The organism is Stenotrophomonas sp. PUT21 (genome assembly GCF_052232875.1).
GTDB lineage: Bacteria > Pseudomonadota > Gammaproteobacteria > Xanthomonadales > Xanthomonadaceae > Stenotrophomonas > Stenotrophomonas maltophilia_N.
Window position 1 is genome coordinate 1,255,289 of the sequence record NZ_CP197645.1, and the last position, 24,316, is coordinate 1,279,604.

Annotated in this window: 24 protein-coding genes; 17 read left to right on the plus strand and 7 right to left on the minus strand. The window is 66.4% G+C overall.

Annotated elements, in window-relative coordinates:
• Position 1 precedes the first annotated feature (1 nt).
• From sdhA to ACTT2I_RS06085, 7 genes are all read left to right on the plus strand, one after another.
• A complete protein-coding gene (gene sdhA, locus ACTT2I_RS06055; protein WP_088432211.1) occupies positions 2–1,792 on the plus strand; it encodes a succinate dehydrogenase flavoprotein subunit in 1,791 nt (596 codons plus the stop codon).
• Between the two features lie 163 nt (positions 1,793–1,955).
• A complete protein-coding gene (locus ACTT2I_RS06060) occupies positions 1,956–2,741 on the plus strand; it encodes a succinate dehydrogenase iron-sulfur subunit (protein WP_088432210.1) in 786 nt (261 codons plus the stop codon).
• 149 nt (positions 2,742–2,890) lie between these two features.
• On the plus strand, positions 2,891–3,139 hold the full coding sequence (locus ACTT2I_RS06065; RefSeq protein ID WP_088432209.1) for an FAD assembly factor SdhE: 249 nt from the start codon (positions 2,891–2,893) through the stop codon (positions 3,137–3,139).
• Positions 3,090–3,539, plus strand: a complete 450-nt coding sequence (locus ACTT2I_RS06070) for a hypothetical protein (RefSeq protein WP_421099559.1) — start codon at positions 3,090–3,092, stop codon at positions 3,537–3,539. The genes ACTT2I_RS06065 and ACTT2I_RS06070 overlap by 50 nt, the downstream gene beginning before the upstream one ends.
• Before the next feature lie 23 nt (positions 3,540–3,562).
• Positions 3,563–4,804, plus strand: a complete 1,242-nt coding sequence (locus tag ACTT2I_RS06075; protein WP_088432207.1) for a lipoprotein-releasing ABC transporter permease subunit — start codon at positions 3,563–3,565, stop codon at positions 4,802–4,804.
• Positions 4,797–5,510, plus strand: a complete 714-nt coding sequence (gene lolD / locus ACTT2I_RS06080; protein WP_088432206.1) for a lipoprotein-releasing ABC transporter ATP-binding protein LolD — start codon at positions 4,797–4,799, stop codon at positions 5,508–5,510. The genes ACTT2I_RS06075 and lolD overlap by 8 nt, the downstream gene beginning before the upstream one ends.
• A gap of 105 nt (positions 5,511–5,615) precedes the next feature.
• Entirely contained in the window at positions 5,616–6,080 is a 465-nt protein-coding gene (locus tag ACTT2I_RS06085) for a DUF6491 family protein (RefSeq protein WP_421099558.1), read from the plus strand.
• 103 nt (positions 6,081–6,183) lie between these two features.
• On the opposite strand, the gene ACTT2I_RS06090 is transcribed toward ACTT2I_RS06085, so the two are convergent.
• The 3 genes from ACTT2I_RS06090 to ftsY form a co-directional block, all read right to left on the minus strand.
• Positions 6,184–6,453 (minus strand): oxidative damage protection protein, encoded by a 270-nt coding sequence (locus ACTT2I_RS06090; protein ID WP_088432204.1) that lies wholly within the window; start codon positions 6,451–6,453, stop codon positions 6,184–6,186.
• A gap of 4 nt (positions 6,454–6,457) precedes the next feature.
• The gene (mutY, locus tag ACTT2I_RS06095) at positions 6,458–7,597 is read right to left on the minus strand and encodes an A/G-specific adenine glycosylase (RefSeq protein ID WP_421099557.1); all 1,140 of its coding nucleotides are present in this window, start codon (positions 7,595–7,597) and stop codon (positions 6,458–6,460) included.
• A 132-nt stretch (positions 7,598–7,729) separates the two neighbouring features.
• Positions 7,730–9,250 (minus strand): signal recognition particle-docking protein FtsY, encoded by a 1,521-nt coding sequence (gene ftsY, locus ACTT2I_RS06100; RefSeq protein ID WP_421099556.1) that lies wholly within the window; start codon positions 9,248–9,250, stop codon positions 7,730–7,732.
• 168 nt (positions 9,251–9,418) lie between these two features.
• Between ftsY and ACTT2I_RS06105 the strand changes: the two genes are divergently transcribed.
• Positions 9,419–9,715, plus strand: coding sequence for a hypothetical protein (locus ACTT2I_RS06105; protein WP_293982662.1), 297 nt, complete (start codon positions 9,419–9,421; stop codon positions 9,713–9,715).
• 93 nt (positions 9,716–9,808) lie between these two features.
• On the opposite strand, the gene htpG is transcribed toward ACTT2I_RS06105, so the two are convergent.
• Positions 9,809–11,707, minus strand: a complete 1,899-nt coding sequence (gene htpG, locus ACTT2I_RS06110; protein ID WP_088432200.1) for a molecular chaperone HtpG — start codon at positions 11,705–11,707, stop codon at positions 9,809–9,811.
• 335 nt (positions 11,708–12,042) lie between these two features.
• Entirely contained in the window at positions 12,043–12,630 is a 588-nt protein-coding gene (locus ACTT2I_RS06115; protein ID WP_421099555.1) for a hypothetical protein, read from the minus strand.
• Between the two features lie 424 nt (positions 12,631–13,054).
• Here ACTT2I_RS06115 and rsmD point away from each other — a divergent pair, with 424 nt between their 5' ends.
• From rsmD to ACTT2I_RS06145, 6 genes are all read left to right on the plus strand, one after another.
• Complete coding sequence (gene rsmD, locus ACTT2I_RS06120) at positions 13,055–13,657, plus strand: 16S rRNA (guanine(966)-N(2))-methyltransferase RsmD (protein WP_421099554.1); 603 nt, start codon at positions 13,055–13,057, stop codon at positions 13,655–13,657.
• Between the two features lie 7 nt (positions 13,658–13,664).
• Entirely contained in the window at positions 13,665–14,174 is a 510-nt protein-coding gene (coaD, locus tag ACTT2I_RS06125; RefSeq protein ID WP_019183241.1) for a pantetheine-phosphate adenylyltransferase, read from the plus strand.
• A 47-nt stretch (positions 14,175–14,221) separates the two neighbouring features.
• Complete coding sequence (locus ACTT2I_RS06130) at positions 14,222–14,713, plus strand: hypothetical protein (RefSeq protein WP_019183240.1); 492 nt, start codon at positions 14,222–14,224, stop codon at positions 14,711–14,713.
• A gap of 125 nt (positions 14,714–14,838) precedes the next feature.
• Complete coding sequence (locus tag ACTT2I_RS06135; protein ID WP_070427136.1) at positions 14,839–15,123, plus strand: YfhL family 4Fe-4S dicluster ferredoxin; 285 nt, start codon at positions 14,839–14,841, stop codon at positions 15,121–15,123.
• The gene (gene ggt / locus ACTT2I_RS06140; RefSeq protein WP_421099553.1) at positions 15,120–16,856 is read left to right on the plus strand and encodes a gamma-glutamyltransferase; all 1,737 of its coding nucleotides are present in this window, start codon (positions 15,120–15,122) and stop codon (positions 16,854–16,856) included. The genes ACTT2I_RS06135 and ggt overlap by 4 nt, the downstream gene beginning before the upstream one ends.
• Before the next feature lie 96 nt (positions 16,857–16,952).
• A complete protein-coding gene (locus ACTT2I_RS06145) occupies positions 16,953–17,840 on the plus strand; it encodes an MBL fold metallo-hydrolase (RefSeq protein ID WP_421099552.1) in 888 nt (295 codons plus the stop codon).
• 141 nt (positions 17,841–17,981) lie between these two features.
• On the opposite strand, the gene ACTT2I_RS06150 is transcribed toward ACTT2I_RS06145, so the two are convergent.
• Positions 17,982–18,266, minus strand: a complete 285-nt coding sequence (locus ACTT2I_RS06150; protein WP_421099551.1) for a PsiF family protein — start codon at positions 18,264–18,266, stop codon at positions 17,982–17,984.
• A gap of 108 nt (positions 18,267–18,374) precedes the next feature.
• The gene (upp, locus tag ACTT2I_RS06155; RefSeq protein WP_019183235.1) at positions 18,375–19,010 is read right to left on the minus strand and encodes a uracil phosphoribosyltransferase; all 636 of its coding nucleotides are present in this window, start codon (positions 19,008–19,010) and stop codon (positions 18,375–18,377) included.
• Between the two features lie 183 nt (positions 19,011–19,193).
• Here upp and ACTT2I_RS06160 point away from each other — a divergent pair, with 183 nt between their 5' ends.
• Genes ACTT2I_RS06160 through ACTT2I_RS06170 form a run of 3 tightly spaced genes read left to right on the plus strand, consistent with a single transcriptional unit; the run spans position 19,194 to position 24,279 of the window.
• A complete protein-coding gene (locus tag ACTT2I_RS06160) occupies positions 19,194–21,764 on the plus strand; it encodes a TonB-dependent receptor (protein ID WP_421099550.1) in 2,571 nt (856 codons plus the stop codon).
• Positions 21,764–22,897, plus strand: a complete 1,134-nt coding sequence (locus ACTT2I_RS06165) for a phytase (RefSeq protein WP_421099549.1) — start codon at positions 21,764–21,766, stop codon at positions 22,895–22,897. Before ACTT2I_RS06160 ends, ACTT2I_RS06165 begins: the two co-directional genes overlap by 1 nt.
• Positions 22,894–24,279 carry a metallophosphoesterase gene (locus tag ACTT2I_RS06170; RefSeq protein WP_421099548.1) on the plus strand — a complete coding sequence of 462 codons (1,386 nt, stop codon included), beginning with the start codon at positions 22,894–22,896 and terminating at the stop codon, positions 24,277–24,279. Before ACTT2I_RS06165 ends, ACTT2I_RS06170 begins: the two co-directional genes overlap by 4 nt.
• Positions 24,280–24,316 lie beyond the last annotated feature (37 nt).

Below are 24,316 nucleotides of genomic sequence, written 5' to 3' on the forward strand. Positions count from 1 at the left end.
GATGTCCGCTTACAAGATTACGGAACACAAGTACGACATGGTCGTGGTCGGCGCCGGCGGTGCTGGCCTGCGCGCCACGTTCGGTCTTGCCGCCAAGGGCCTGCAGACGGTCTGCCTGACCAAGGTCTTCCCGACCCGTTCGCACACCGTGGCCGCGCAGGGCGGTATTTCCGCCGCGCTGGGCAACATGGGTGAGGACGACTGGCGCTACCACTTCTTCGACACCATCAAGGGCTCGGATTGGCTGGGTGACCAGGACGCCATCGAGTACATGTGCCGCGAAGCGATCCCGGCCATCATCGAACTGGAGCACTACGGGGTGCCGTTCAGCCGTACCGAAGACGGCAAGATCTACCAGCGCCCGTTCGGCGGCATGACCACCAAGTACGGCGAAGGCCCGTCCGCGCAGCGCACCTGCGCCGCGGCCGACCGTACCGGCCACGCCATGCTGCACACGCTGTACCAGCAGTCGCTGGCGCACAACGCGCGCTTCATGATCGAGTACTTCGCCCTCGACCTGATCTTCGATGAGGAAGGCGTCTGCCGCGGCGTGCTCGCGCTGGACATGGCCGACGGCTCGCTGCACCTGTTCCGCGCCCACGGCGTGGTGCTGGCCACCGGCGGTTACGGCCGTGCCTACTTCAGCGCCACCTCGGCCCACACCTGCACCGGCGACGGCGGCGGTCTGGTCATGCGTGCCGGCCTGCCGATGCAGGACATGGAGTTCGTGCAGTTCCACCCGACCGGTATCTACGGCGCGGGCTGCCTGATCACCGAAGGCGTGCGCGGCGAAGGCGGCATCCTGCGCAACAGCAACGGCGAGCGCTTCATGGAGCGCTATGCACCGCACTACAAGGATCTGGCCTCGCGCGACGTGGTATCGCGTTCGATGACCATCGAGATCCGCGAAGGCCGCGGCGTCGGCGAGCACAAGGATCACATCCTGCTCGACCTGACCCACCTCGGCCCGGGCGTCATCGACGACAAGCTGCCGGGCATCGCTGAAAGCGCCCGCATCTTCGCCGGGGTGGACGTGCACAAGCAGCCGATCCCGGTCATCCCGACCGTGCACTACAACATGGGTGGCATCCCGACCAACTACCACGGCGAAGTCGTGCGCAAGGTCGGCGACAACCCCGATGCGGTCGTGCCGGGCCTGTACGCCATCGGCGAAGCGGCCTGCGTCTCCGTGCACGGCGCCAACCGCCTGGGCTCGAACTCGCTGCTGGATCTGGTCGTGTTCGGCCGTGCGGTGGCCAACCGCTGCGCCGACACCATCAAGCCGGGCCAGCCGCACAAGACCCTGCCGTCCGATGCGTGCGACAAGGCCCTGGGCCTGCTCGACAAGCTGCGTTATGCCAACGGCGACACCCCGACCTCGGTCATCCGCGATCGCATGCAGCGCACCATGCAGAACGACGCGGCGGTGTTCCGTACCAGCAAGACGCTGGAAGAGGGCTGCGCCAAGATGGCCGAAATCTTCGACTCCTTCCAGGACGTCAAGGTCTCCGACCGTTCGCTGGTGTGGAACTCGGACCTGATCGAAACCTACGAGCTGAACAACCTGCTGCTCAACGCGGTGGCGACGATCAACTCGGCCGAACAGCGCAAGGAAAGCCGCGGCGCGCATGCGCATGAGGACTTCCCGGACCGCGACGACGTCAACTGGCAGAAGCACACGCTGGTCAACGTCGACGAGAACGGCAAGTGCGAGTTCGACTACCGTCCGGTCCACATGTACACGCTGAGCAAGGACGTGGACGTCGTCCCGCCCAAGCCGCGCGTTTACTAAGAGACCTGCGGCATGACCTCCGTCCACGCAGCGCTCGCCATCGCCTCCCCCCGCACGGGTGGGGTGGTGCGTGCGCCGCTGGCCGGCGGTGTCGACTTCCTCATCTTCCGTGCTACCCGCGCCTGCCCCGCAGCGCGAGCCGCCTGAGCCAACGAGAACAGCCATGGCCGAGTTTTCCCTCCCCAAGAATTCCAAGATCGGAAAGGGCAAGCACTTCCCCGCCCAGACCGGTGCGAAGAACACCCGCACCTTCAAGATCTACCGCTGGAGTCCCGACGACGACAGCAATCCGCGCACCGATACGTACGAGATCGATCTGGACGCCTGCGGCCCGATGGTTCTGGACGCGCTGATCAAGATCAAGAACGAGATCGATCCGACCCTGACCTTCCGCCGGTCGTGCCGCGAGGGCATCTGCGGTTCGTGCGCGATGAACATCGACGGCACCAACACGCTGGCCTGCACCCGCGCCATCGCCGACTGCGGCAAGGCCGAAGTGCCGATCTACCCGCTGCCGCACATGAGCGTGGTCAAGGATCTGGTGCCGGACCTGACCCACTTCTACGCGCAGTACGCCTCGATCAAGCCGTGGATCCGTACCCAGACCCCGCCGCCGCCGGATCGCGAGCGTCTGCAGTCGCCGGAAGACCGCAAGAAGCTGGACGGCCTGTACGAGTGCATCCTGTGCGCGTGCTGCTCGACCAGCTGCCCGAGCTACTGGTGGAATGGCGAGCGTTACCTGGGCCCGGCCATTCTGCTGCAGGCCTACCGCTGGATCATCGACTCGCGCGATGAAGACACCGGTGCGCGCCTGGACGAGCTGGAAGACCCGTTCAAGCTGTACCGCTGCCACACCATCATGAACTGCTCGCGGACCTGCCCGAAGGGCCTGAACCCGGCGCTGGCGATTGCCGAGATCAAGAAGCTGATGATGGCGCGTCGCGCCTGATCCAGCGGTGTCCTGTAGCGCCACGCCATGCGTGGCCCTGCAACAAAGGGTGGAAACTGTGGGGCCGCGCCATGCGGGGTTCTGCAGAAAATGATCGAAACGGTAGAGCCACGCCATGCGTGGCTTTGCCTTATCTGGAAACGCAGAAAATGGACGAAGCAACCGAACTCAAGAAACTGCGCTGGCGTTGCCGTCGCGGCATGCGCGAGCTGGACCAGCTGTTCGGCCGTTACCTGGACCGTTGCTGGGGGCAGGCACCGACAGACGAGCGCGAGGTTTTCCTGTTCCTGCTCGAAAGCGAGGACGATAAGTTGTGGCGCTGGTTCATGGGTTACGAGGAGTGCCCGCATGCCGCGCCCGCCGCCCTCATCGCCCGGATCCGCGCCCTGCCAGCTTGAGTGGCAGCCCTCGCGCTGGCAGTGCCGCGCGCTGATCGCCATGGGCGCGCTGATGCCCTGGGCGTTGTGGGCCACCGATCTGCCGACGCCCTGGGGCCTGGCATCGGGCTTCGTGGCGATGGCCGGGACGTGGCTGGAGGCGTGGCGGTATGCGCGCCGCCCGGGCTGCATGTTCGTGATCCCTGCCGATGAGGGCCCCGCGCAGGTGGATGACGCGCCGGTCGAGGACCTGCAGATGCGCCGCCGCGGCCCGCTGGTGCAGCTGGCCTGGCGGCAGCAGGGCCGCCGCCACTGGCGCCTGTTCTGGCCCGATACCCTTCCGCAGGCACAGGCACGTGAACTGCGACTAGCCGTCCGGGCACACTGCATTTCCCGTTCACCCCCTGCAGTGGCACCATAGCCTGAATTGTCCGGCGTACCTGCATGTTCAAACCCATACCTGTCTCGATTGGCCTGCGCTACCTGCGCGCCAAACGCCGCAACGGCTTCATCTCCTTCATCTCCATGGCCTCGATCCTCGGCATTGCCCTGGGCGTGACCGTGCTGATCACCACGCTGGCGGTCATGAGCGGTTTCCAGAAGGAAATCCGCGATCGCCTGCTGCAGATGACCGCGCATACCACCATCACCACCGACGGCGCGCCCATGGCCGATTGGGCGCATGCGGTCGAGGTGGCCAAGAAGGACCCGCGTGTCGCCGGAGCGGCGCCGTACATCGAAATCCAGGCCATGCTCAGCGGCCCCCGCGTGCAGGGCGCCATCGTGCAGGGCATCGACCCGGCGCTGGAGCCGAACGTCTCGGTGATCAACCAGAAGGTCAAGAAAGGCAGTTTCGACAGCCTGACCGCGGGCAGCTACAACCTGCTGGTCGGCCAGGAGCTGGCGATCTACCTCGGCGTCGGCGTCGGCGATACGGTGCTGGTGACGTTGGCCGAAGTGCAGGGCACGCCGATCGGCGCCATCCCGCGGATGAAACGCTTCACCGTGAGCGGCATCTTCGAAGCCGGCTACAACGAGGTTGACCGTGGCGTGGCCTACGCCAACATGGCCGATCTGGAAAAAGTGCTGCGCATCGATGGCGTCACCGGCGTGCGCCTGAAACTGCATGACATGGACAAGGCGCTGGACGTCGGCGTCGATCTGGCGCACAACCTGACCGGTGCCTACCGCGTCAGCGACTGGACCCAGCAGAACGCCAACCTGTACCACTCGCTGCGCATGGAGAAGGTGGTGATGGGCATCCTGCTCTCGCTGATCATCGCCATGGGCGCCTTCAACCTGGTCTCCTCGCAGGTGATGCTGGTGACCGACAAGCAGGCCGACATCGCGATCCTGCGCACGCTGGGCCTGACGCCGGGTGGCGTGATGCAGGTGTTCATGGTGCAGGGCTCGCTGATCGGCATCTTCGGCACCGTGCTGGGCGTCATTGGCGGCATCACCCTGACCTTGAACCTGGAGCGCATCCTCGGCGCGATCGAGACGCTGTTCAACGTCAAGCTGCTGCCGGAGGACGTGTACTACATCACCGGCCTGCCGACCGACATGCAGACCCCGGACATCATCGTGATCACCGCCGTGGCGCTGGTCATGAGCTTCCTTGCCACCCTGTATCCCGCCTGGCGCGCGGCACGTACCCAGCCGGCGGAGGCCCTGCGTTATGAATGAAGCACTCACCCTGGGCCAGGAAGTCATCCGCGCCGAAGCCCTGGCCAAGACCTACGCCGAAGGCCGCATGCAGACGCCGGTGTTCAACGGGCTGGACCTGCGCGTGGCCGCCGGCGAGACCGTGGCCATCATCGGTGCCTCCGGCGCCGGCAAGAGCACCCTGCTGCACCTGCTCGGTGGCCTGGATACGCCGACGGCGGGCGAGGTATATGTCGCCGGCCAGCGCATGTCCGGCCTGTCCGACAGCCAGCGCGGCCGGCTGCGCAACCGCGCGCTTGGCTTCGTGTACCAGTTCCATCACCTGTTGCCCGAATTCACCGCGCTGGAAAACGTGATGATGCCGGTGCTGCTTGGCGGCGATGAAGTGGCGGATGCGCGCACCCGCGCGCAGGCGCTGCTGGAGTCGGTCGGCCTGGGCCATCGCCTGGACCACAAGCCCGGCGAGCTGTCCGGCGGTGAGCGCCAGCGCGCTGCCGTGGCCCGCGCGCTGGTCAACCGCCCGGCCTGCGTGCTTGGCGACGAGCCGACCGGCAACCTGGACGACAAGACCGCCGCGACTGTGTTCGAGCTGATGCTCGAGCTCAACCGCGCGCACCATACCAGCCTGGTGCTGGTGACCCATGACCGCTCCCTGGCGCGCAAGCTGGACCGCGTGCTGGAGCTGCGCGAAGGGCGGCTGCACAGCCTGGCGCACAGCGAGGTCTGAGCAGGCAGCCGTGCCTGCCTGAGCGCTGAACACCCGGCGGGTCCCTCTCGCCGGGAGCACGCCAGGCGGCGCATGATCGGCGCACATTCCCCAGCAGGAGGCGTCATGAAGCAGACCCTTGCCATCGCGGTCCTGTGCCTTGGCCTGGCCGCGTGCGCCAGTACCGGCCGCCTGTCCACCGCGCAGAAGCTCGATCTCTACCGTGCCCATGCCGGGCCACCGCAACAGGACATGCCGCTGTACGGCTCGTTGTCCGGCTGGACCGCCCTGGGCGACAGCGCGCTGGCGGTGTGGACGCGCCCGAGCGAAGGCTATCTGCTGGACCTGGCCGGCCCGTGCCAAGGGCTGGACTACGCCTCGGCGATCGGGCTGACCAGCCGGATCGGCCGCGTCTCCTCGCGCTTCGACAAGGTGCTGGTGCGTGACCCGACGGCCGGCCCGGTGAACCTGCCGTGCTTCATCAGCAGCATCCGCAAGCTGGATACCAAAGCGCTGCGCGCGTCCGAGCAGGAACTGCGCCAGGCACAGGTGCAGGAGCGCGAAGAGGGCCAGCAGGCGCCGACCCCGTAGTGCCGGCCGCTGGCCAGCCAAGGCACATCGACGAGGGCACCGCGATCTCGCGATCGCCACACCCTGGCGGTAGCTACCGACCGGCGGTCGGTATCCGCGGCGATCAGGCCTCCGGTACGAACCCGGCCGGCTTCTCGGCGCCACCGCTGAAGAGGTACTTCACCAGTTCCTCTTCCAGGAACGCACGGTGCTTGGGATCCCGCGGCGACAGCCGGTTTTCGTTGATCAGCATGGTCTGGTGCGCCAGCCACGCGGACCACGCCGGCTTGCCGATGTGGTTGAAGATGCGCTGGCCCAGCTCGCCGGGGTAGGGCACGAAGTCCAGGCCTTCGGCGTCGCGTTGTTCGTACTGGCAGAAAACGGTGCGGGGCATAGCGTTACTCGATGTCTTGGGATGTTGCTGCGCGCCGCATTGTACGGCGCTTGGGCTGAGCGGGCGGTGCACCGGTCTGGAGCAGCTTGCGGATCGGGGCGGGCAGGCCCAGCGTGGCCAGCTCCTCGGCAGCGACCCAGCGCACGCCGGCATCCTTACCGCGCGAGCCCTGTACCGTTGCCACCAGTACCTGCAGATGCAGCCGGTAGTGGCTGAAGGTGTGCTCCAGCACCGGCAGCGGCTCTGCATCGTCCAGCGAGCCGTCGATATGTGCGTCGAACCAGTCCTGCAGCGCGATCCCGCTCTCGGCCTGGGGCAGGGTCCACAGCTGCGCCCAGATGCCGGTGTCCGGCCGCTTCTGCAGCAGCACACGGCCGCGTGCATCGCGCAGCAGCAGCGCCACCGCCTCGCGCTCGGGCAGGGTCTTGCTGGGCTTGGGCGTCGGCAGCTGGTCGGTGCGCCCTTCGCGGCGGGCGACGCAGGTGGCCTGCAGCGGGCAGATCACGCAGGCCGGTTTGCTGCGGCTGCAGACGCTGGCGCCGAGGTCCATCTGCGCCTGGGTGTAATCGACCATGCGCGTTCCGGGTACCTGCGCTGCGTGCGCCTCGGCGACCGCCCAGAGCTGCTTTTCGATCGCCGGCAGGCCGGGAAAGCCCTCGATGCCGTGATAGCGGGTCAACACGCGTTTGACGTTGCCATCCAGGATCGCGAAGCGATCATTCCAGGCCTGGCTGAGGATCGCGCCCGCGGTGCTGCGGCCGATGCCCGGCAGCGCATGCAAGGCATCAAAATCACGCGGCAGCTCGCCGCCGTGCAGCTCGATGCAGCGCTGCGCGGCGGCATGCAGGTTGCGGGCACGGGCGTAATAGCCCAGGCCTGCCCACTGCGCCATCACCGCATCATTGCTCGCCGCGGCGAGGTCGGGCAGGGTCGGGAACGCCTCGAGGAACTTCAGGAAGTACGGAATGACCGTGCTGACCTGGGTCTGCTGCAGCATGATCTCCGACAGCCATACCCGGTACGGCGAGCGCGGGTGCTGCCAGGGCAGGTCGTGCCGGCCATGGTCGTCGAACCAGTGCAGCAGCCGGGAAACGAACACATCGTCGGCAGGCAATACGGCGCTGGCGGGAGGCTGGCGGGTCATGCAGATTCCGGAGAAGGGCTGAAGCCACGCGAGGCGTGGCTGCATCGGCAGCCGGGGGTGCCGGTCACGGAGGTGAAGCAGCCACCCATGGGGTGGCGCTACAAGTGGAGCTGCTGCCTGGCGCGGCGGTGATCAGGCGCCGAGCGCTTCGGGCAGCAGGGCGTCGACAAAGGCTTCCGGATCGAACACGCGCAGGTCTTCCGGGCGCTCGCCGATGCCGCAGAAGCGGATCGGAATGCCGAACTCGCGGGCCAGCGCGAACACCACGCCGCCCTTGGCGGTGCCATCCAGCTTGGTCACCACCAGACCGGTCACGTTGACCGCGGCATGGAACTGACGCAGCTGCGAGAGCGCGTTCTGGCCGGTGGTGCCATCGATGACCATCAGCACTTCATGCGGCGCATGGGCGTCGATCTTGCCGAGCACGCGGCGGATCTTGCCGAGCTCGTTCATCAGCCCGGCCTGGGTATGCAGGCGGCCGGCGGTATCGGCGATCAGCACTTCGGTGCCGCGTGCCTTGCCGGCCTGCAGCGCATCGAACGCGACCGAGGCCGCATCGGCGTTCTGGCCCTGCGCGACCACGGCCACGCCATTGCGCTCGCCCCAGGCCTGCAGCTGCGCAACGGCGGCGGCACGGAAGGTATCGCCAGCGGCCAGCATCAGACTGTGGCCGTCGTCCTTGAAGCGCTTGGCCAGCTTGCCGATGGTGGTGGTCTTGCCGACACCGTTGACGCCGACGGTGAGTACCACGAACGGCTTGGCGGTGCGGTCGATCACCAGCGGCTTGGCGACCGGCTGCAGGATCGCGATCAGCTCGGCGCGCAGCGCGGTGAGCAGCGCATTGGCATCGGCGAACTCGCGCGCCTTCATCCGCTTGCGCAGCCCTTCGACCAGCGCGGTGGTCGCGCCGACACCGACATCGGCGGTGATCAACGCGGTTTCCAGCTCATCGAGCAGGTCGTCATCGAGCTTGGGATTGCGCGAGAACAGGCCGCCGAAGCTGCGGGCGATCACGCTGTTGCGCAGGCGCTCGCGCCAGCCGCTCTTGCCGGCCGCGGCGGGGGCGATGTCCTGGGAGGACGGGCGCTCGGTCACGATGGTCGGCGCAGCCGGAGCAGCTGGCGTAACGGGCGTTGTCGGTGTGACCGGAACAGCCGGCGTGACGGGTGTTGCCGGACTAACCGGGGCGGGCGCTGCCGGCGCGATGACAGCCGGCGCAGGCGCGCTCACCGGCACGGCGGGTGCCGGGGCCGGTGCGGCGGGTGCACGGCTTTCTGCCGGCGCTGGTGGAACCGGTGCCGCAACGACAGGTGCAGGCGTAGCCGGAGCCGGGGCGACCGGCGCCGGGGCAACAGGCGGTGCGACCACAGGCGCCGGTACGGCGGGCGCAGGCACAACCGGCGCAGGCACAACCGGGGTGGCAACGACAGGTGCAGTCTCAACCGGCGTCGGTGCGATCTCGCGCTGGACCGGCGTGGCAGCAGGCACCGGGGCTTCCACCACGGGCGGCAACGGCGCGGGCGCCGGCGCTGCTGCAGGCTCGGGCGTGGCCTGCGGGAACGCGGCGGCCAGCTCCTCGGTGGAGTAATGCTGGGTCTTGGCCGCCTCTTGCGGGGCGTCCTGGGGCTTTTTGCGACGGAAGAAGCTGAGCATTGGCAAAAGACGCTGAAATCAGAGGGGTATGCTACCACTGCACCCTGAAGGCCCATGGGCGTGCAGGTGCGGTGGGGCGGGGCTCAAGTAATGGCCGATGCGGCCGTTACCGGTTGTGAAGGGCTGCGCCATGCGGGCGCGGTCGGAACAGCAGAAAAACGGTGACCGATGAGCGTGATGTCCATTGCCAGTGCCGGCATGCGTGCAGCCTCGCTGGGTCTGCAGGCCGCCGCCTCCAACGTGGCGAGGTTGCCGGTCAGGGATGCCACCCGGCTGGGTGTCGCGCAGGCGGCAGCGGCAGGAGGCGGTGTGACCGCCAGCGTGGTCGCCGCGCCCGACGATGCCAATGCGCCGATCGCGGACCTGCTCACGGCGAAAGAAGCCGCGCTGGCGTTTGCCGCCAACGCGACCGTGGTGCGCCGCCAGGACGACATGCTGGGCACCCTGCTGGACCGCTGGGCCTGATCCCGGCGGGGCGCGCCAGCCGCTGCCCAGCGCCACGCATCACCGTCCGCAACAGGGCGCCGACACGGAGCCGGCGCCCACCTGCAGAACGCCTTACGCCGACAGCTCCAGCAACAGCTTGTTGAGCCGGCGCACATACGCCGCCGGGTCCTTCAGCGTGTCACCGGCCGCCAGCGCGGCCTGGTCGAACAGCACGCGGCTCAGGTCATCGAAGCGCGCGGCGTCGCCTTCCTGGTCCAGCTTCCCGATCAGCGGATGGCCGGGGTTGAACTCGAACACCGGCTTGCTGTCGGGCACCTTCTGGCCGCTGGCTTCCAGGATCTGGCGCATCTGCAGCCCCAGGTCCTGTTCGCCGATCGCCAGGATCGCCGGGGAGTCGGTCAGGCGGTGCGAGACGCGCACGTCGGCAACGTCATCGCCCAGGGCGGCCTTGATACGGTCCACCAGCGCCTGCTTGTCCTTGGCCACGGCTTCCTGGGCCTGCTTGTCTTCGGCGGTTTCCAGCGCGCCCAGGTCCAGATCGCCACGCGCGACATCGACGAACGACTTGCCGTCGAACTCGGTCAGGTACCCCATCAGCCATTCGTCGATGCGGTCGGTAAGCAGCAGCACTTCCACGCCCTTCTTGCGGAACACTTCCAGGTGAGGGCTGTCCTTGACCTGGGTGTGGCTGTCGCCGGTCAGGAAGTAGATCTTGTCCTGGCCCTCGATCATGCGGCCCACGTAGTCGGCCAGCGAGACGCTGGGTTCGCCGCTGTCGTCATGGGTGGAGGCGAAACGCAGCAGGCCGGCGATCTTCTCGCGGTTGCCGTAATCCTCGGCCGGACCTTCCTTGAGCACCTGGCCGAACTGCTTCCAGAAGCCGGCATAGACCTCCGGCTTGTCCTTGGCCAGCTTGTCCAGCATGTCCAGCGAGCGCTTGGTCAGCGCCGACTTCATCGAATCGATGACCGGGCCGGACTGCAGGATTTCGCGCGAGACGTTCAACGACAGATCGTTGGAATCCACCACGCCCTTGATGAAGCGCAGGTACAGCGGCAGGAACTGCTCGGCCTGGTCCATCACGAACACGCGCTGCACATAGAGCTTCAGGCCCTTGGGTGCGTCACGGTGGTACAGATCGAACGGGGCGTGGCCGGGCACGTACAGCAGCGAGGTGTACTCCAGCTTGCCTTCGACCTTGTTGTGGCTCCACGCCAGCGGATCCTGATGGTCGTGCGCGGCGTGCTTGTAGAACTCCTGGTACTCGGCGTCGGTGATCTCGGTACGTGGGCGGGTCCACAGCGCGCTGGCACGGTTGACGGTTTCCCATTCGGTCTCGGCCGGGGCGTCTTCGCCGTGGTGTTCCTTGACCATCTGGATCGGCAGGCCGATGTGGTCGGAGTACTTCTTGATGATGCCGCGCAGGCGCCAGCCATCGGCGAAGTCGCGCTGGTCATCTTTCAGGTGCAGCACGATGCGGGTGCCGCGTTCGGGCTTGTCGATGCTCTCCACGTCGAACTCGCCTTCGCCGCGCGAGGACCAGTGCACGCCCTCGCTGGCGGGCAGGCCGGCGCGACGGGAGTAGACGTCCACCTGGTCGGCGACGATGAAGGCGCTGTAGAAGCCGACGCCGAACTGGCCGATCAGCTGGGAGTCCTTCTTCTGGTCGCCGGAGAGCTGGCGCAGGAAGTCGCCGGTGCCGGATTTGGCGATGGTGCCCAGGTGGGCGATCGCTTCGTCACGGCTCATGCCGATGCCGTTGTCGTCGATGGTCAGGGTGTTGGCCGTGGCATCGAAGCTGACGCGGATGCGCAGGTCGCCGTCGTTCTCGAGCAGGGCCGGCTGGGTCAGCGCTTCGAAGCGCAGCTTGTCCGAGGCGTCGGCCGCGTTGGAGATGAGCTCGCGAAGGAAGATTTCCTTGTTGGAGTACAGCGAGTGGATCATCAGCTGCAGCAGCTGTTTGACTTCGGTCTGGAAGCCCAGGGTTTCTTTTTGGGTCTGCACGGTCATGGGTCGTGTTGCTCCTTGGGACATTGCCGCGCCTGGCGCGGCGGCTGGCTCAAGGGGTAGGGGTGGCGGGCTGGGTTTTCAAGTGCATGGAAACACCGCGGGTAGACCAACGGTCGGGTCCTGATGGTCCGGGCGGCAGTCGACGGTTTTGTCGCCAGGCACGGCCCTTCTGTGCTGATGGGGAGAGGCGGGGCGCTTCCGGTTGAAACGGTTGCGCCCCATCGCCATTGTGAATGAGCATCACACAATTTCATCGATGGCCCAGCTCGCATTTCTGGTCATGTGGCTAAATAACTGCTATTCATCCTCTTGCGCCGGAGTGTGTGGGGCGTGCTTCAGTTGATAGTCACCGACCCATTGTCGAAGCCACATAGGCGGGGGACGCAACCTTCCATATTCGTTGATATCCTTCTTGGTTGGTGAACGATACAGATCGCGGTTGCAACATGACTTCCGCTGAAGGGTTGGGCGTAAAACTGAGAGAAATTGGTTTTGCACCGGCCGCTGTCGACTGAGACACTACCCCGCATGGATCCGGAGCTTGAACTGCTGTAGCGAATGGTGCCGGTTGAGTGGAAGTTGACGCCTACACGTGCTGATCCATTGGGTGCATTTGCAAAAACATAATCGGTCGATTTATCCATAAGCGGACCCAGGTATTGAGGGGCAGCCACTTCTGCGTCGAGCGCCTTGTCCTCATCACTCAATTCGCATATCCAAGCCGCAATACTTCCTTTCAGCTCTGCTTCTCCTCCAGCCGGCCGTGCATTCTTTTCAAGGCAGAAGGCCTCATGGTATAGCTGTGTTGCCTTGCTTTGGCGAGAATACTGATAAGTGGGATTCCCGTCTTCATTCATCAATAAGCGCTGTTCGACGGCGACGAAGCCACCTTCGAAGTCCGGCCATTGAGTGGTCCTGACCATGGTGCTCTCCCCACTTGTGTTTACTTCTATCCGATCTTGTTGAGAGGTGGGAGGGGCTGCGGAAACTGGAAACGAAATTATCAAGGCTATCGCGAGTTTATTCATTGTAAATGTCCGCAAGGCCGCGGATGCGGCAATTGGATTCTCGTTAACCAAGTAAGGCCGTGCAGCGCTATCCGTCTCGAAATTGCGCATTAGGAAATGATATTTTTATATTGATATTGTTGCGGCCATCTGCTGTCCTGATGGCGGGTGAGGTGTGGGTCCACGATCTATCACGAGATCGCCCGGTGTCGAGTTTGGTCCATGAAGCGCATTCGCCCGGTACCACCGATTAGACTATTGGCCCCCTTCTGCCTGACCTTCGTGCGATGACCCCTGTGCCTCCGTTTCACGCGCCGACCCACTCAGCCAAAAGCCCCGCATGAAACTGCGTCAGCCGGCGGCCGCGGTGGGCCAGGTGCGGATCATCGGGGGCAAGTGGCGCAATACGAAGCTGCCGGTGCCGCTGTCGCCGGGGCTGCGGCCCAGCAGTGACCGGGTGCGCGAGACGCTGTTCAATTGGCTGATGCCGCGGCTGGGCGGGGCGCGGGTGCTGGATCTGTTCGCCGGCAGCGGGGCGCTGGGGCTGGAGGCGGTCTCGCGGGGGGCGGCGCAGGCGACGCTGGTGGAGCGCGATGCCGCATTGTCCCGCCAGTTGCGCGAGTCGGTTGCCAAGCTGGGGGCGCAGGAGCAGATCGCGGTGGTGCAGGCCGATGCGCTGCAGTGGCTGCGGCAGCCGGCCGGGGCACTGGCGGATATCGTATTCATCGATCCGCCGTTCGCCGATGGGCTGTGGGAGGCGGTGATCGCCGGGCTGCCGTCGCATCTGGCCGCCGATGCCTGGCTGTACGTGGAGTCCCCGGCCGATCAGGCGCCGAAGATGCCCGCACCGTGGCTGCTGCACCGCGAGGGGGGCACCCGTGAAGTGCGTTTTGCCCTGTATCGCCGCGCCACTGCTACACTTTCACCAGACCAACACGCGTAGCTGACGTATGACCGTGGCCAACCGCCGCATTGCCGTGTACCCGGGCACCTTCGATCCGATCACCAACGGTCACATCGACCTGGTGAACCGCGCTGCGCCGCTGTTCGAGAAGGTGGTGGTGGGCGTGGCACAGAGCCCCTCCAAGGGGCCGACGCTGCCGTTGGAGCTGCGCGTTCAGCTGGCCCGCGATGCGCTGGGCCACAACCGCAACGTGGAAGTGCGTGGTTTCGATACCCTGCTGGCGCATTTCGTGCGCTCGGTGCAGGGCGGGGTGCTGCTGCGCGGCCTGCGCGCGGTGTCCGATTTCGAATACGAATTCCAGATGGCGAGCATGAACCGCCATCTGATCCCGGAGGTCGAGACGCTGTTCCTGACCCCGGCCGAGCAACACAGCTTCATTTCGTCTTCGCTGGTCCGCGAGATCGCCCGCCTGGGCGGCGACGTGTCCGGCTTCGTGCCGTCCGCCGTGCTTGAGGCACTGCGCAAGGTCCGTGAAGCGAAGTCGGGCCAAGCGTAGTACCTGTCAGACCCATACATACCAAGAATCACCAAGGGAGGAATTCCATGAACAACACCATGCGTGCCATGTTGATCGCGTCGTTCGCGCTGGCCTTCACCGCCTGCAAGAAGGAAGAGGCCGCGCCGGTCGTCGAAGCCCAGCAGGCGCTGGTCGCCCCGGCTGCCGATGACGATGCCGGCTGGAAGAAGTACCTGCAGGCCGTGGCCGTGCAGAACATGGGCAACATCAGCAACAGCCCGTACCTGTACTACCTCGCCCCCGAATCGGACCCGGAATTCGCGGCCAAGTATGAGCGCCAGGTCGAGAGCGCCACCCAGGCCGTGGGCCGTGGCGTGCAGCCGGGCAACATGCTGGCCTTCGGTTCCTCGGCCTCGGCCAAGATGGCCGACATGATCCAGGCCGTGTTCAAGGACGTCTCGCCGGACTCGATGAAGGGTGTGCGCGTGGTGTTCATCGGCAAGGCCGCCGACAACGCCCGCGTCCAGTCGATCATCCAGCCGACCGGCGCCGAGTACATCTTCGTCGAAGCCAAGTAACCCGTGCAGTGGCGGCTGCGCCTTGTGCGCGGCCCGGGTGGCGCCCGCAGGGGCGTCACCGATGACCGGCCCGCGCGCCCGCGTGGGCCGGTTCTCATCCGCCGGCGCGGGCGTGGAGTAACGCCATGTCGCTGAAAATCAATGAGCTCTGCGTCAATTGCGACGTCTGTGAGCCGGCCTGCCCCAATCAGGCCATTTCGATGGGTGAAACCATCTACGTGATCGATCCGGCCCGCTGCACCGAGTGCGTGGGACATTTCGACGAACCCCAGTGCGTGGTCGTCTGCCCGGTCGAATGCATCGATCCCGATCCGGACATTCCGGAAACCCAGGACGCCCTGCTGGCCAAGCTGCACGGGCTGCAGCGCGATCATCCCGAATTGTATGTCACGGAGTTTCTGCCCAAATGAGAACGCTGTCGCGTCGTTGGTTGCTGCTCGTCCTGCTGGTGGCCCCGGGTGCCTGGGCCGCGGAATCCGCACCGGCGGTTCTGGCCAAACACCCTGACGGCGCCGCCGTCGCCAGTGGCCATCACCTGGCCACGGAAGCGGGCATGGAAATCCTGGCCAAGGGCGGCAACGCATTCGATGCGGCCGTGGCCGTGTCTGCCACGCTGGCGGTGGTCGAGCCGATCAGCTCCGGCCTCGGCGGCGGCGGCTTCTTCCTGCTGCACGATGCGGCGACCGGCAAGGACGTGATGCTGGACGCGCGCGAAACCGCGCCACAGTCCGCCACGCCCGAAGCGTTCCTGGACAAGAAGGGCGAGCTGGACCGCGACCGTTCGGTCAACGGTGCCTGGTCGGCCGGTATCCCGGGCCTGCCGGCCGCGCTGGTGGAACTGTCCTCCAAGCACGGCAAGCTGCCGCTGAAGACCTCGCTGGAACCGGCGATGCGCATCGCGCGCGATGGCTTCCCGGTGTACGCGCGCATGGCCAAGGGCTACGAATCGCGGCGCGCGGTGATGCAGCGCTACCCCGGCACGCGCGAAGTGTATGAGCGCAACGGCAAGCCGATCGCCGAAGGCGATCTGTTCCGCCAGCCGGAACTGGCCAAGACCATGGCGCGCCTGGCCGACCAGGGCTTCGATGGCTTCTATCGGGGCGAGACCGGCAAGCTGCTGCTCAAGGGCGTGAAACAGGCCGGTGGCCACTGGACCGCCGAGGAACTGGCTGGTTATCGGGTCAAACTGCGCGAGCCGATCGCCTTCAAGTACCGCGACTGGACCATCACCACCGCCTCGCCGCCGTCTTCCGGTGGCATCGCCCTGGCGGCCATGCTGCAGATCCTCGAAGGCTGGGACCTGAAGACGCTGGACCCGGCGCATCGCACCCATCTGGTGGTGGAAGCCATGCGCCGTGCGTATCGCGACCGCACCTTCTTCCTCGGCGATCCCGACTTCGTGGATATCCCGCAGAAGGTGCTGACCAGCAAGGATTACGCGCAGGGCCTGCGTGCCACCATCCACCCGGACAAGGCCACCCCGAGCGATCTGCTGTCGGGCAACCCGACCCCGCTGGAAGATGACGAGACCACGCATTTCTCGATCATCGACCGCGAAGGCAACCGCGTCGGCGCGACCCAGACCGTGAACCTGCTGTACGGCTCGGGCCTGATTCCCTCGGGCACCGGCGTGCTGCTCAACAACGAGATGGATGATTTCGCGCTGAAGCCGGGCACGCCCAATGCCTTCGGCGTGATGGGCTATGCAGCCAATGCGCCCAAGCCCGGCAAGCGCATGCTCAGCTCGATGACCCCGACCTTCATGGAATCGGCCGACAAGGTCGTGGTGCTCGGCACCCCCGGTGGCAGCCGCATCATCACCATGGTGCTGCTGGGCATCCTGGGCTACGACGACGGCCTGACCGCGCAGCAGGTCGCCGCGCTGCCGCGTTACCACCACCAGTGGCTGCCGGACCTGATCGAGGCCGAGGACGGCACCTTCGATGCCGACACCATCAAGCAGCTGCAGGCGATGGGCCACAAGATCGATCTGCCCGGCGATACCGCTGCGGGCGGCCGCGGTTCCAGCCACGTCTGGGGCAACCTGCAGACGGTGGAATGGGATCGCCGCAGCAACGTGCTCAGCGGTGGCAGCGACCCGCGCAATCCGGTCGGCAGCGCCGCGGTCAGCCAAGCGCACTGATTGACCGCAGAAACGAGAAACCCCGTCCCAGTGGCGGGGTTTTTTCATGGGCGATGGCTAGCGAATATTTAACGGGCGCGCGACGATAATTTGCCAATGAAACTATGGTCCATCCGCGGTAACTCCCAGAAACTTGACGGCGGCGCGATGTTCGGCAACGCGCCGCGTGCGGTCTGGGAAAAGTGGGCAGTACCGGACGATCTCAACCGGATCGAACTGGCCTGCCGCGCCCTGCTTGCCAGCCCGCTGGCCGGCAAGACGGTGCTGTTCGAAACCGGGATCGGTGCCTTCTTCGAGCCGAAACTGCGCGACCGCTACGGCGTGCAGGAACCCAGCCATGTGCTGATCGAATCCCTGCGCGAGGCCGGGTTCGAGCATGAGGATATCGATGTGGTGGTGCTGAGCCACCTGCATTTCGATCACGCCGGCGGATTGCTGGCGCCGTGGAGCGAAGGTCGCTCGCCGGAACTGCTGTTCCCGAATGCGACCTTCCTGGTCGGGGCCGAGCACTGGGCGCGCGCGCTGCATCCGCATCCGCGCGACCGCGCCAGTTTCATCCCTGAGCTGCCCGGCCTGCTGCAGGCGAGCGGTCGGCTGGAGATCGTCGACGGTCCGAATTCGACGGCCTTGGGTGACAGCGTGCGTTTCAGCTTCAGCGACGGGCACACGCCGGGCCTGATGCTGGCCGAGATCATCGGGCCGGAAACCGTGGACGGCCAGGCGCGGGGTGGGGTGGTGTTCTGTGCGGACCTGATTCCCGGCCGCTCGTGGGTGCATGTACCGATCACCATGGGCTACGACCGCAACGCCGAACTGCTGATCGACGAGAAGCGCAGCTTCCTGGAAGACAAGCTGGCCCGTAACGTCCATCTGTTTTTCACCCACGACCCGCAGTGCGCGCTGGCGCAGGTGTCACGCGATGAGAAGGGCCGCTTCGGCACCGTGCACGAACAGGGCGAATTGAAGGCCCGCGCGCTGGCCTGACGCCTGCGGCAGGTCCGGCCGCGCACCGGCCTGTGGTACCGCGCAGCGCCCGGCATTATCGGCTGCGCAACCACGCCGGTAGCTGCCGGCCGGTGGCCGGCACGGCACCCACGGCCGCGGGCATCAACCCGGTTGGACGCGTCAATGCGCCTTCAAACACCCGCTCATGAACTTCTTGCGCGCATCGCCGGCCAGCTTCTTCGCGGCCGCATCGGCGTTGCAGGTCTTCATGCGCTCCTGCGGCGTGCTCGCCGCCGGTGCCGGCGCGCTCAGGCAGGCCTTCTGCGCGGCCTTGTAGTCCTCGCCGGTCTTGCCTTTGTTCCTGGCCGAGCAATCGGCCATCCGCTGTTGCTGCGGCGTGGCCGCACTGACAACCACGGGGCTGCTGAGAAACAGCAGACAGGCCAGCAGGGACAGGGTCTTCATGACGCAGCTCCACGCACGGGTTGATGGTGCGCGCAGCTTCTGCCCGGCCATGGCTAGGCCGTGTGAAGCGCCGGCGGCCGGTGCTGGCCGCCGGTCGGAACGAGTGGATCAACCGACTACGCGGGTGCCGAAAATCCGGTCGCCGGCATCGCCCAGGCCCGGCAGGATGTAGCCCTTCTCGTTGAGCTGGGCATCGATGGCGGCGGTGAAGATCTCCACGTCCGGGTGCACGGCCTGCACGGCGGCGATGCCTTCCGGTGCGGCGACCAGGAAGATCCCCTTGATGCGGCGCGCGCCGGCACGCTTGAGCATGTCGATGGTGGCGATCAGGGTGCCGCCGGTGGCCAGCATCGGGTCCAGGATCAGCGCATCGCGCTCTTCCAGGCGGCCGGTCAAGCGTTCGAAGTAGGGCACCGGCTGCAGGGTTTCCTCATCGCGTTGCAGGCCGACCACGCTCACCCGCGCGGCGGGGATCAGCGAGAGCACGCCACTGAGCATGCCCAGGCCGGCGCGCAGGATCGGCACCACGGTGATCTTGGCCCCGGCGATGCGCTGCACCGTCACCGGGCCGGCCCAGCCGGCCATGGTGTGGGCCTCGGTATCCAGATCGGCGGTGGCCTCGTAGGCCAGCAGCCCACCGAGTTCATTGGCCAGCTCGCGGAAGTCCTTGGTGCTCAGGGACGCATCGCGCATCAGGCCGATCTTGTGCTGCACCAGCGGATGGCGCACTTCGACGATTTTCATGGGGGAGGACTGGCAAAGGAGAGGCCGATAGTGTGCCGCAGCCGCACTGTACCGGGCCAGAGTCGCGTGACGGAAAGGTGATGAACCGGTTTCTGGAGCGGTACCGGCTCCACCGGTGTCATCCCTATGAAACCTCCCGGACATACCGTGCTGACCCATTCTTTACACAGATTGGGGAATGCAGTGCAGAAGAAGCGTCCGTTGGGCCTGGCGATCAGCCTCTCGTTGTTGGCGGTGATCACCCCGTCTGCCCATGCCGCCGATACGCCCGATGGCAGCACGGTGGCCGGCAATGCCGCTGCCGCGGCCGGGGCTATCGATCTGGACCGCGTGGAAGTGCGCCCGCAGCTGGAGTCGCAGACCCGCGCGGTCGACCTCAAGCGCAGCAGCGATGCGATCGAAGATGCGGTGTCCTCCGACGCGATGGGCGTCTACCCGGACAAGAACGTGGCCGAATCGCTGCAGCGGCTGCCCGGCGTCAGCGTCACCCGTGATCAGGGCGAGGGGCGCTTCGTGGTCATCCGTGGCCTGGATGCCAACCTCAACAGCGTCAGCGTCGACGGCATCGCCATCGGCACCCCGGAAGACTCCAGCCGCGCTGCACCGCTGGACGTGATTCCCTCCGACTCGACCGAGCGCCTGCGCGTGGTCAAGTCGCCCACCCCGGACATGCCGGGCGACGCCATCGGTGGCGCGATCCTGGTCGAGTCGGCCTCGGCGTTCGACCGCGAAGGCCGCAATCTGCGCGGCAAGATCGAGGCCAGCCACCAGCAGCTCTCCGGCAATACCAGCCCGAAGGCCGCGATCAACTACAGCGAAGTGTTCGCCGATACCTTCGGCGTGGCACTGGGCGTGAACTACCAGAACCGCAAGTTCGAATCGGACAACACTGAAGTGGAGTACGGCGAGTTCGACGGCGGTGGCGAGGACGAGCTGTTCGCCAACAGCCTGCAGCAGCGCAAGTACGAGATCGAACGCAAGCGCATCGGCGCCAACCTCAACCTGGACTGGCGCCCGGACGACGACAACCGCTATTACCTGCGCACGCTGTACAGCCAGTTCGACGATGCTGAAACACGCCAGCGCACCCTCTTCAACTTCGGCGATGGCGAGGTCACCGCGCTGGGCAACAACCAGTACCGGGTGGACGAGCTGCCGGCCGATGCGATCCAGAAGCGCATGCGCTATCGCACCAAGAAGGAAAACACCTTCACCACCAGTGCCGGCGGCGAGAACCGTCTCACCAATGCGGTGGTCGATTACAAGGTGGGCTACACGCGTACCGAAGAGCGCGTCAACGACGAGATGGAAGCGCGCTTCGAGTACAACGGCGACGACCTCGGCGGCACCGTCGATCAGAACAGCGGCATCCCGCGCTACACCCTGACCAGCGCGCAATGGATGGACAACGGCAACTACGATTTCGACCGTTTCGTGGTGTCGCCCAAGCAGGTCAACGACAGCGAGCGCAGCGCGCAGATCAACGTGCGCTTCGATGGCGATTCGTCGAGCTACAAGATCGGTCTGCTGGGCCGCTGGCGCGACCGCGACGTCAACGTCGATGAGCGCGAACTGCGCGTCGGCCCGGACGTGGCGTTGTCGGACTGGACCGCCGCCACCCCCGATCACCGGGGTGGCAGCCTCGGCCAGGGGATGAGCTCGGATGCCATGCGGCGCTACTGGGCCCAGCAGGGCGGCCAGTACAGTGCCCGCCCGCAGGATGCCGGCGGCAACGCCCTGGCCTCGCTGGAAGAGGACTACACCGCCAGCGAGGACATCTTCGCCAGCTACGCGATGGGCACCTGGGATATTGGCGCGCTGCGCATCATCGGCGGCGTGCGCGTGGAGAACACCCAGTTCAGCGCCACCGGCAACAGCGTGGAGGTGGCGCCCAACGGCCGCAGCTTCACGGTCACCCCGTTGAGCGTGAGCCGCAGTTACACCACTGTGCTGCCCGGCCTGCATCTGCGCTACGACGCAGGCGATGACTGGGTGCTGCGCGCGGCCGCCAACAAGACCGTCTCGCGCCCGTCGTTCGGCGATGTGGCACCGCGTGTCGGCCTGAGCCGGGGCGATGAGGAAGTGCGGATCGGCAATCCCCAGCTGGATCCGTATGAATCGAAGAACATCGACCTGTCGCTCGAGAAATACCTCGGCAGCACCGGCATCGTCTCGCTGGGGGTATTCCACAAGTCGATCGACGGCTACATCGTCAACACGGTGAGCAACACCGATCCGGCGTATCCCGGCTTCGAAGTCACCCGGGTGATCAACGGCAACAAGGCGACGGTCAAGGGCGCCGAGTTCAACTGGCAGCAGCAGCTCGCCTTCCTGCCGGCCGGCTGGGATGGTCTGCTGGTCGGCGCCAGCGGTACCTGGCTCGATACCGACTTCGACCCCGGCGTGGCGGGCCGCGAGCGCGACGACTTCATGCTGCCGCGGGCGTCCAGGCATGTGTACAGCGCGCACATCGGCTATGAAAAGGCCGGCTTCAGCACCCGCGTGGCGGCGGTCTACCGCAGCGAGTATCTGGACTCGCTGGGCGACAGCCGCGCGTATGACATCTACGTCGCACCCAACACCCAGCTCGACTTCAGCATGGACTACAAGATCACCTCGAACGTGAGCGTCTACGTCGAAGCGCAGAACCTGCTCGACAAGCCGCTGGAGCTCTACCAGGGCGTGCGCTCGCGCACCCTGCAGAACGAAGAATATGGCCGCACCTATGCGCTCGGCCTGAAGGTGGCCCTGTGATGCGCGCGTCCCCTGGCCTGAGCCTGCTCGCGCTGGCGCTGTTGACCGCCTGCAGCCCGGCCGCCGGTCCCGAGGCTGCCACGCCGGACCCTGCGGCACCCGCCGCGGCGACCGCTGCTGCCGACGCCTCCGCCGCGCGCAATGTCGCCACGGTCGCCGAGGCGTTCCTGACCCCGATGACCCCGGAGGACAACATCGACTCGCCGGCCAGCTGGACCACGCCCGACGGCCAGGTCTGGCTGATCGCCACCGCCAAGGCCACCGACAAGCTGGTGGTCTATGACGGGCAGACCGGCGCGAAGCTGCGCGATGTCGGCAGCCTCGGCACCGCCCCGGGCCAGTTCGACCGCCCCAACGGCATCGCCGTGGTCGATGACCTGGTGCTGATCGTGGAGCGCGACAACCACCGCGTACAGGTGCTGCAGCTGCCGGACTTCACCCCGCTGGGCGTGTTCGGCGCCGATGATCTGCGCAAGCCGTACGGGGTGTGGGTGAACAAGCAGGGCAGCGGCTACGACGTGTACGTCACCGATTCCTACGACGCTGGCGAAGACGCGCAGGGCAACGATGTGCTGCCGCCGTTGGCCGAGCTGGACAAGCGCGTGCGCCGTTATGCGCTCACTGTGCAGGGCGGCAAGGCGCAGGCCTCGCTCACCGCCAGCATCGGTGACACTACCGAAGCGGGCGCGCTGCGCGTGGTCGAATCGATCTGGGGCGACCCTGTCAATGACCGCCTGCTGATCGCCGAAGAGGACGAAACCTACGCCAGCGAGTTCAAGGTCTACACGCTGGAAGGCCGTTTCAGTGGCACCACGTTCGGCCGCGATGCCTTCAAGGCCCAGGCCGAAGGTGTGATGCTGCGGACCTGCGGCAAGGAGGGTTGGTGGATCACCACCGAGCAGGGCAAGCAGCGCAGCGTGTTCCATCTGTTCGACCGGCACAGCCTGAAACATGTCGGTGCGTTCCAGGGCAACACCGTGGCCAACACCGACGGCATCTGGTCGATGCAGGCGCCGTCCGCGCGTTTCCCGCACGGCGCGCTGTACGCCGTGCACGATGACCAGGGCGTAGTGGCCTTCGACTGGGCCAGCATCGCCAGGCAGTTGTCGCTGCCGCTGGAGTGTGGCGCGTGAGCCGCGTTCCTGCCGCCCTGACCGCGCTCGCACTGGCGCTGCTGCTGTGCAGTGGCAGCGCCTTGGCGAAGAAGAACGCCGAGACCGGTGCTGAGCCGAACACCCAGGTGCCGGCCGGCAACCGCCATTACGCGGCGACCGGGTTTCCGGACCGGCTGGTCGCCTCGCCGGCGCAGGACGCCGCGCGCGGTTTCTCGGTCGCGTGGCGGACCGATACCTCGGTCAAGGCCCCGGTGCTGGAATGGGTAGTCGCCGGTGATTCGCCGGATGTCGGCGTGCCGACCCGCATCACCGCCACCACCCAGGCGCTGACCACCGAGCTGGGGGCATCCCATTACCACCGTGCGGATGTGACCGGCCTGCAGCCGGACACGCTGTATCTATGGCGCGTGCAGGGGCAGAACACCTGGAGTGCCTGGAACCAGCTGCGCACCGCCGGCCGTGCGGACCAGCCGCTCACGCTGCTGTACTTCGGTGATACCCAGAACAAGAACCTCAGCCATGTTTCGCGCGTCATGCGGGCCGGCATCAAGGCCGCCCCGGATGCACGCCTGAGCCTGTTCGCCGGTGACCTGGTCAGCGGTGGCGACGGGCAGGATGACAGCGAGTGGGGCGAGTGGTTCGCCGCCGCCGGCTGGCTGCCGCAGGAAACCGCAGTCGCCCCGGCAATCGGCAACCATGAGTACGTCGAGGAGTTCGAAGACACCCCGCAGGAGCGCCGCGTGCTCGGGCGCCATTGGCCGGTGACGTTCGCGTTGCCTCGCAATGGCGTGGACGCCGCAGATACCAGCACCTACTGGTTCGACTACCAGGGCGTGCGCATCGCCGTCCTCGACGGTACCTCCGCGCTCGATCTGGGCACCGCCAAGGCACAGGCCGCCTGGTTGGACACGGTGCTGGCCGACAATCCGCACCCGTGGAGCATCGTGCTGCTGCACCAGCCGTTCTATTCCCCGCGCGAAGGCCGCGAGAACACCGAGCTGCGCGATGTGCTGCTGCCGGTGGTGCGCCGTCACCAGGTCGATCTGGTGCTGCAGGGCCATGACCACACCTATGGCCGCCGCGGTGAAGGGCAAGGCGCCACGCCACAGTTCGTGGTCACCGTGGCCGGGCCGAAGCAGTACCGGCTGTCCGATGAGGCCCGCGCCACCATGGCGCCGGTCGGCGAGGACACGCAGCTGTTCCAGGTGCTGAAGATCGATCCGACCCATCTGCGTTACGAGGCGCGTACCGTCACCGGGCGCCTGTACGACGGTTTCGAGTTGACACGTGGCGCCGATGGCCGCAAACAGAAAGCTGAACTGACGCAGGGACGCATCGCCCCCCGTGACTGCGCGCGCGCCCAGACCCTGAAAGGCCGCGCCGACCGTTGCTGGGAATGACCTATCGGCCGGGCCGCTGCGGCGTGCCCGGCCCTTC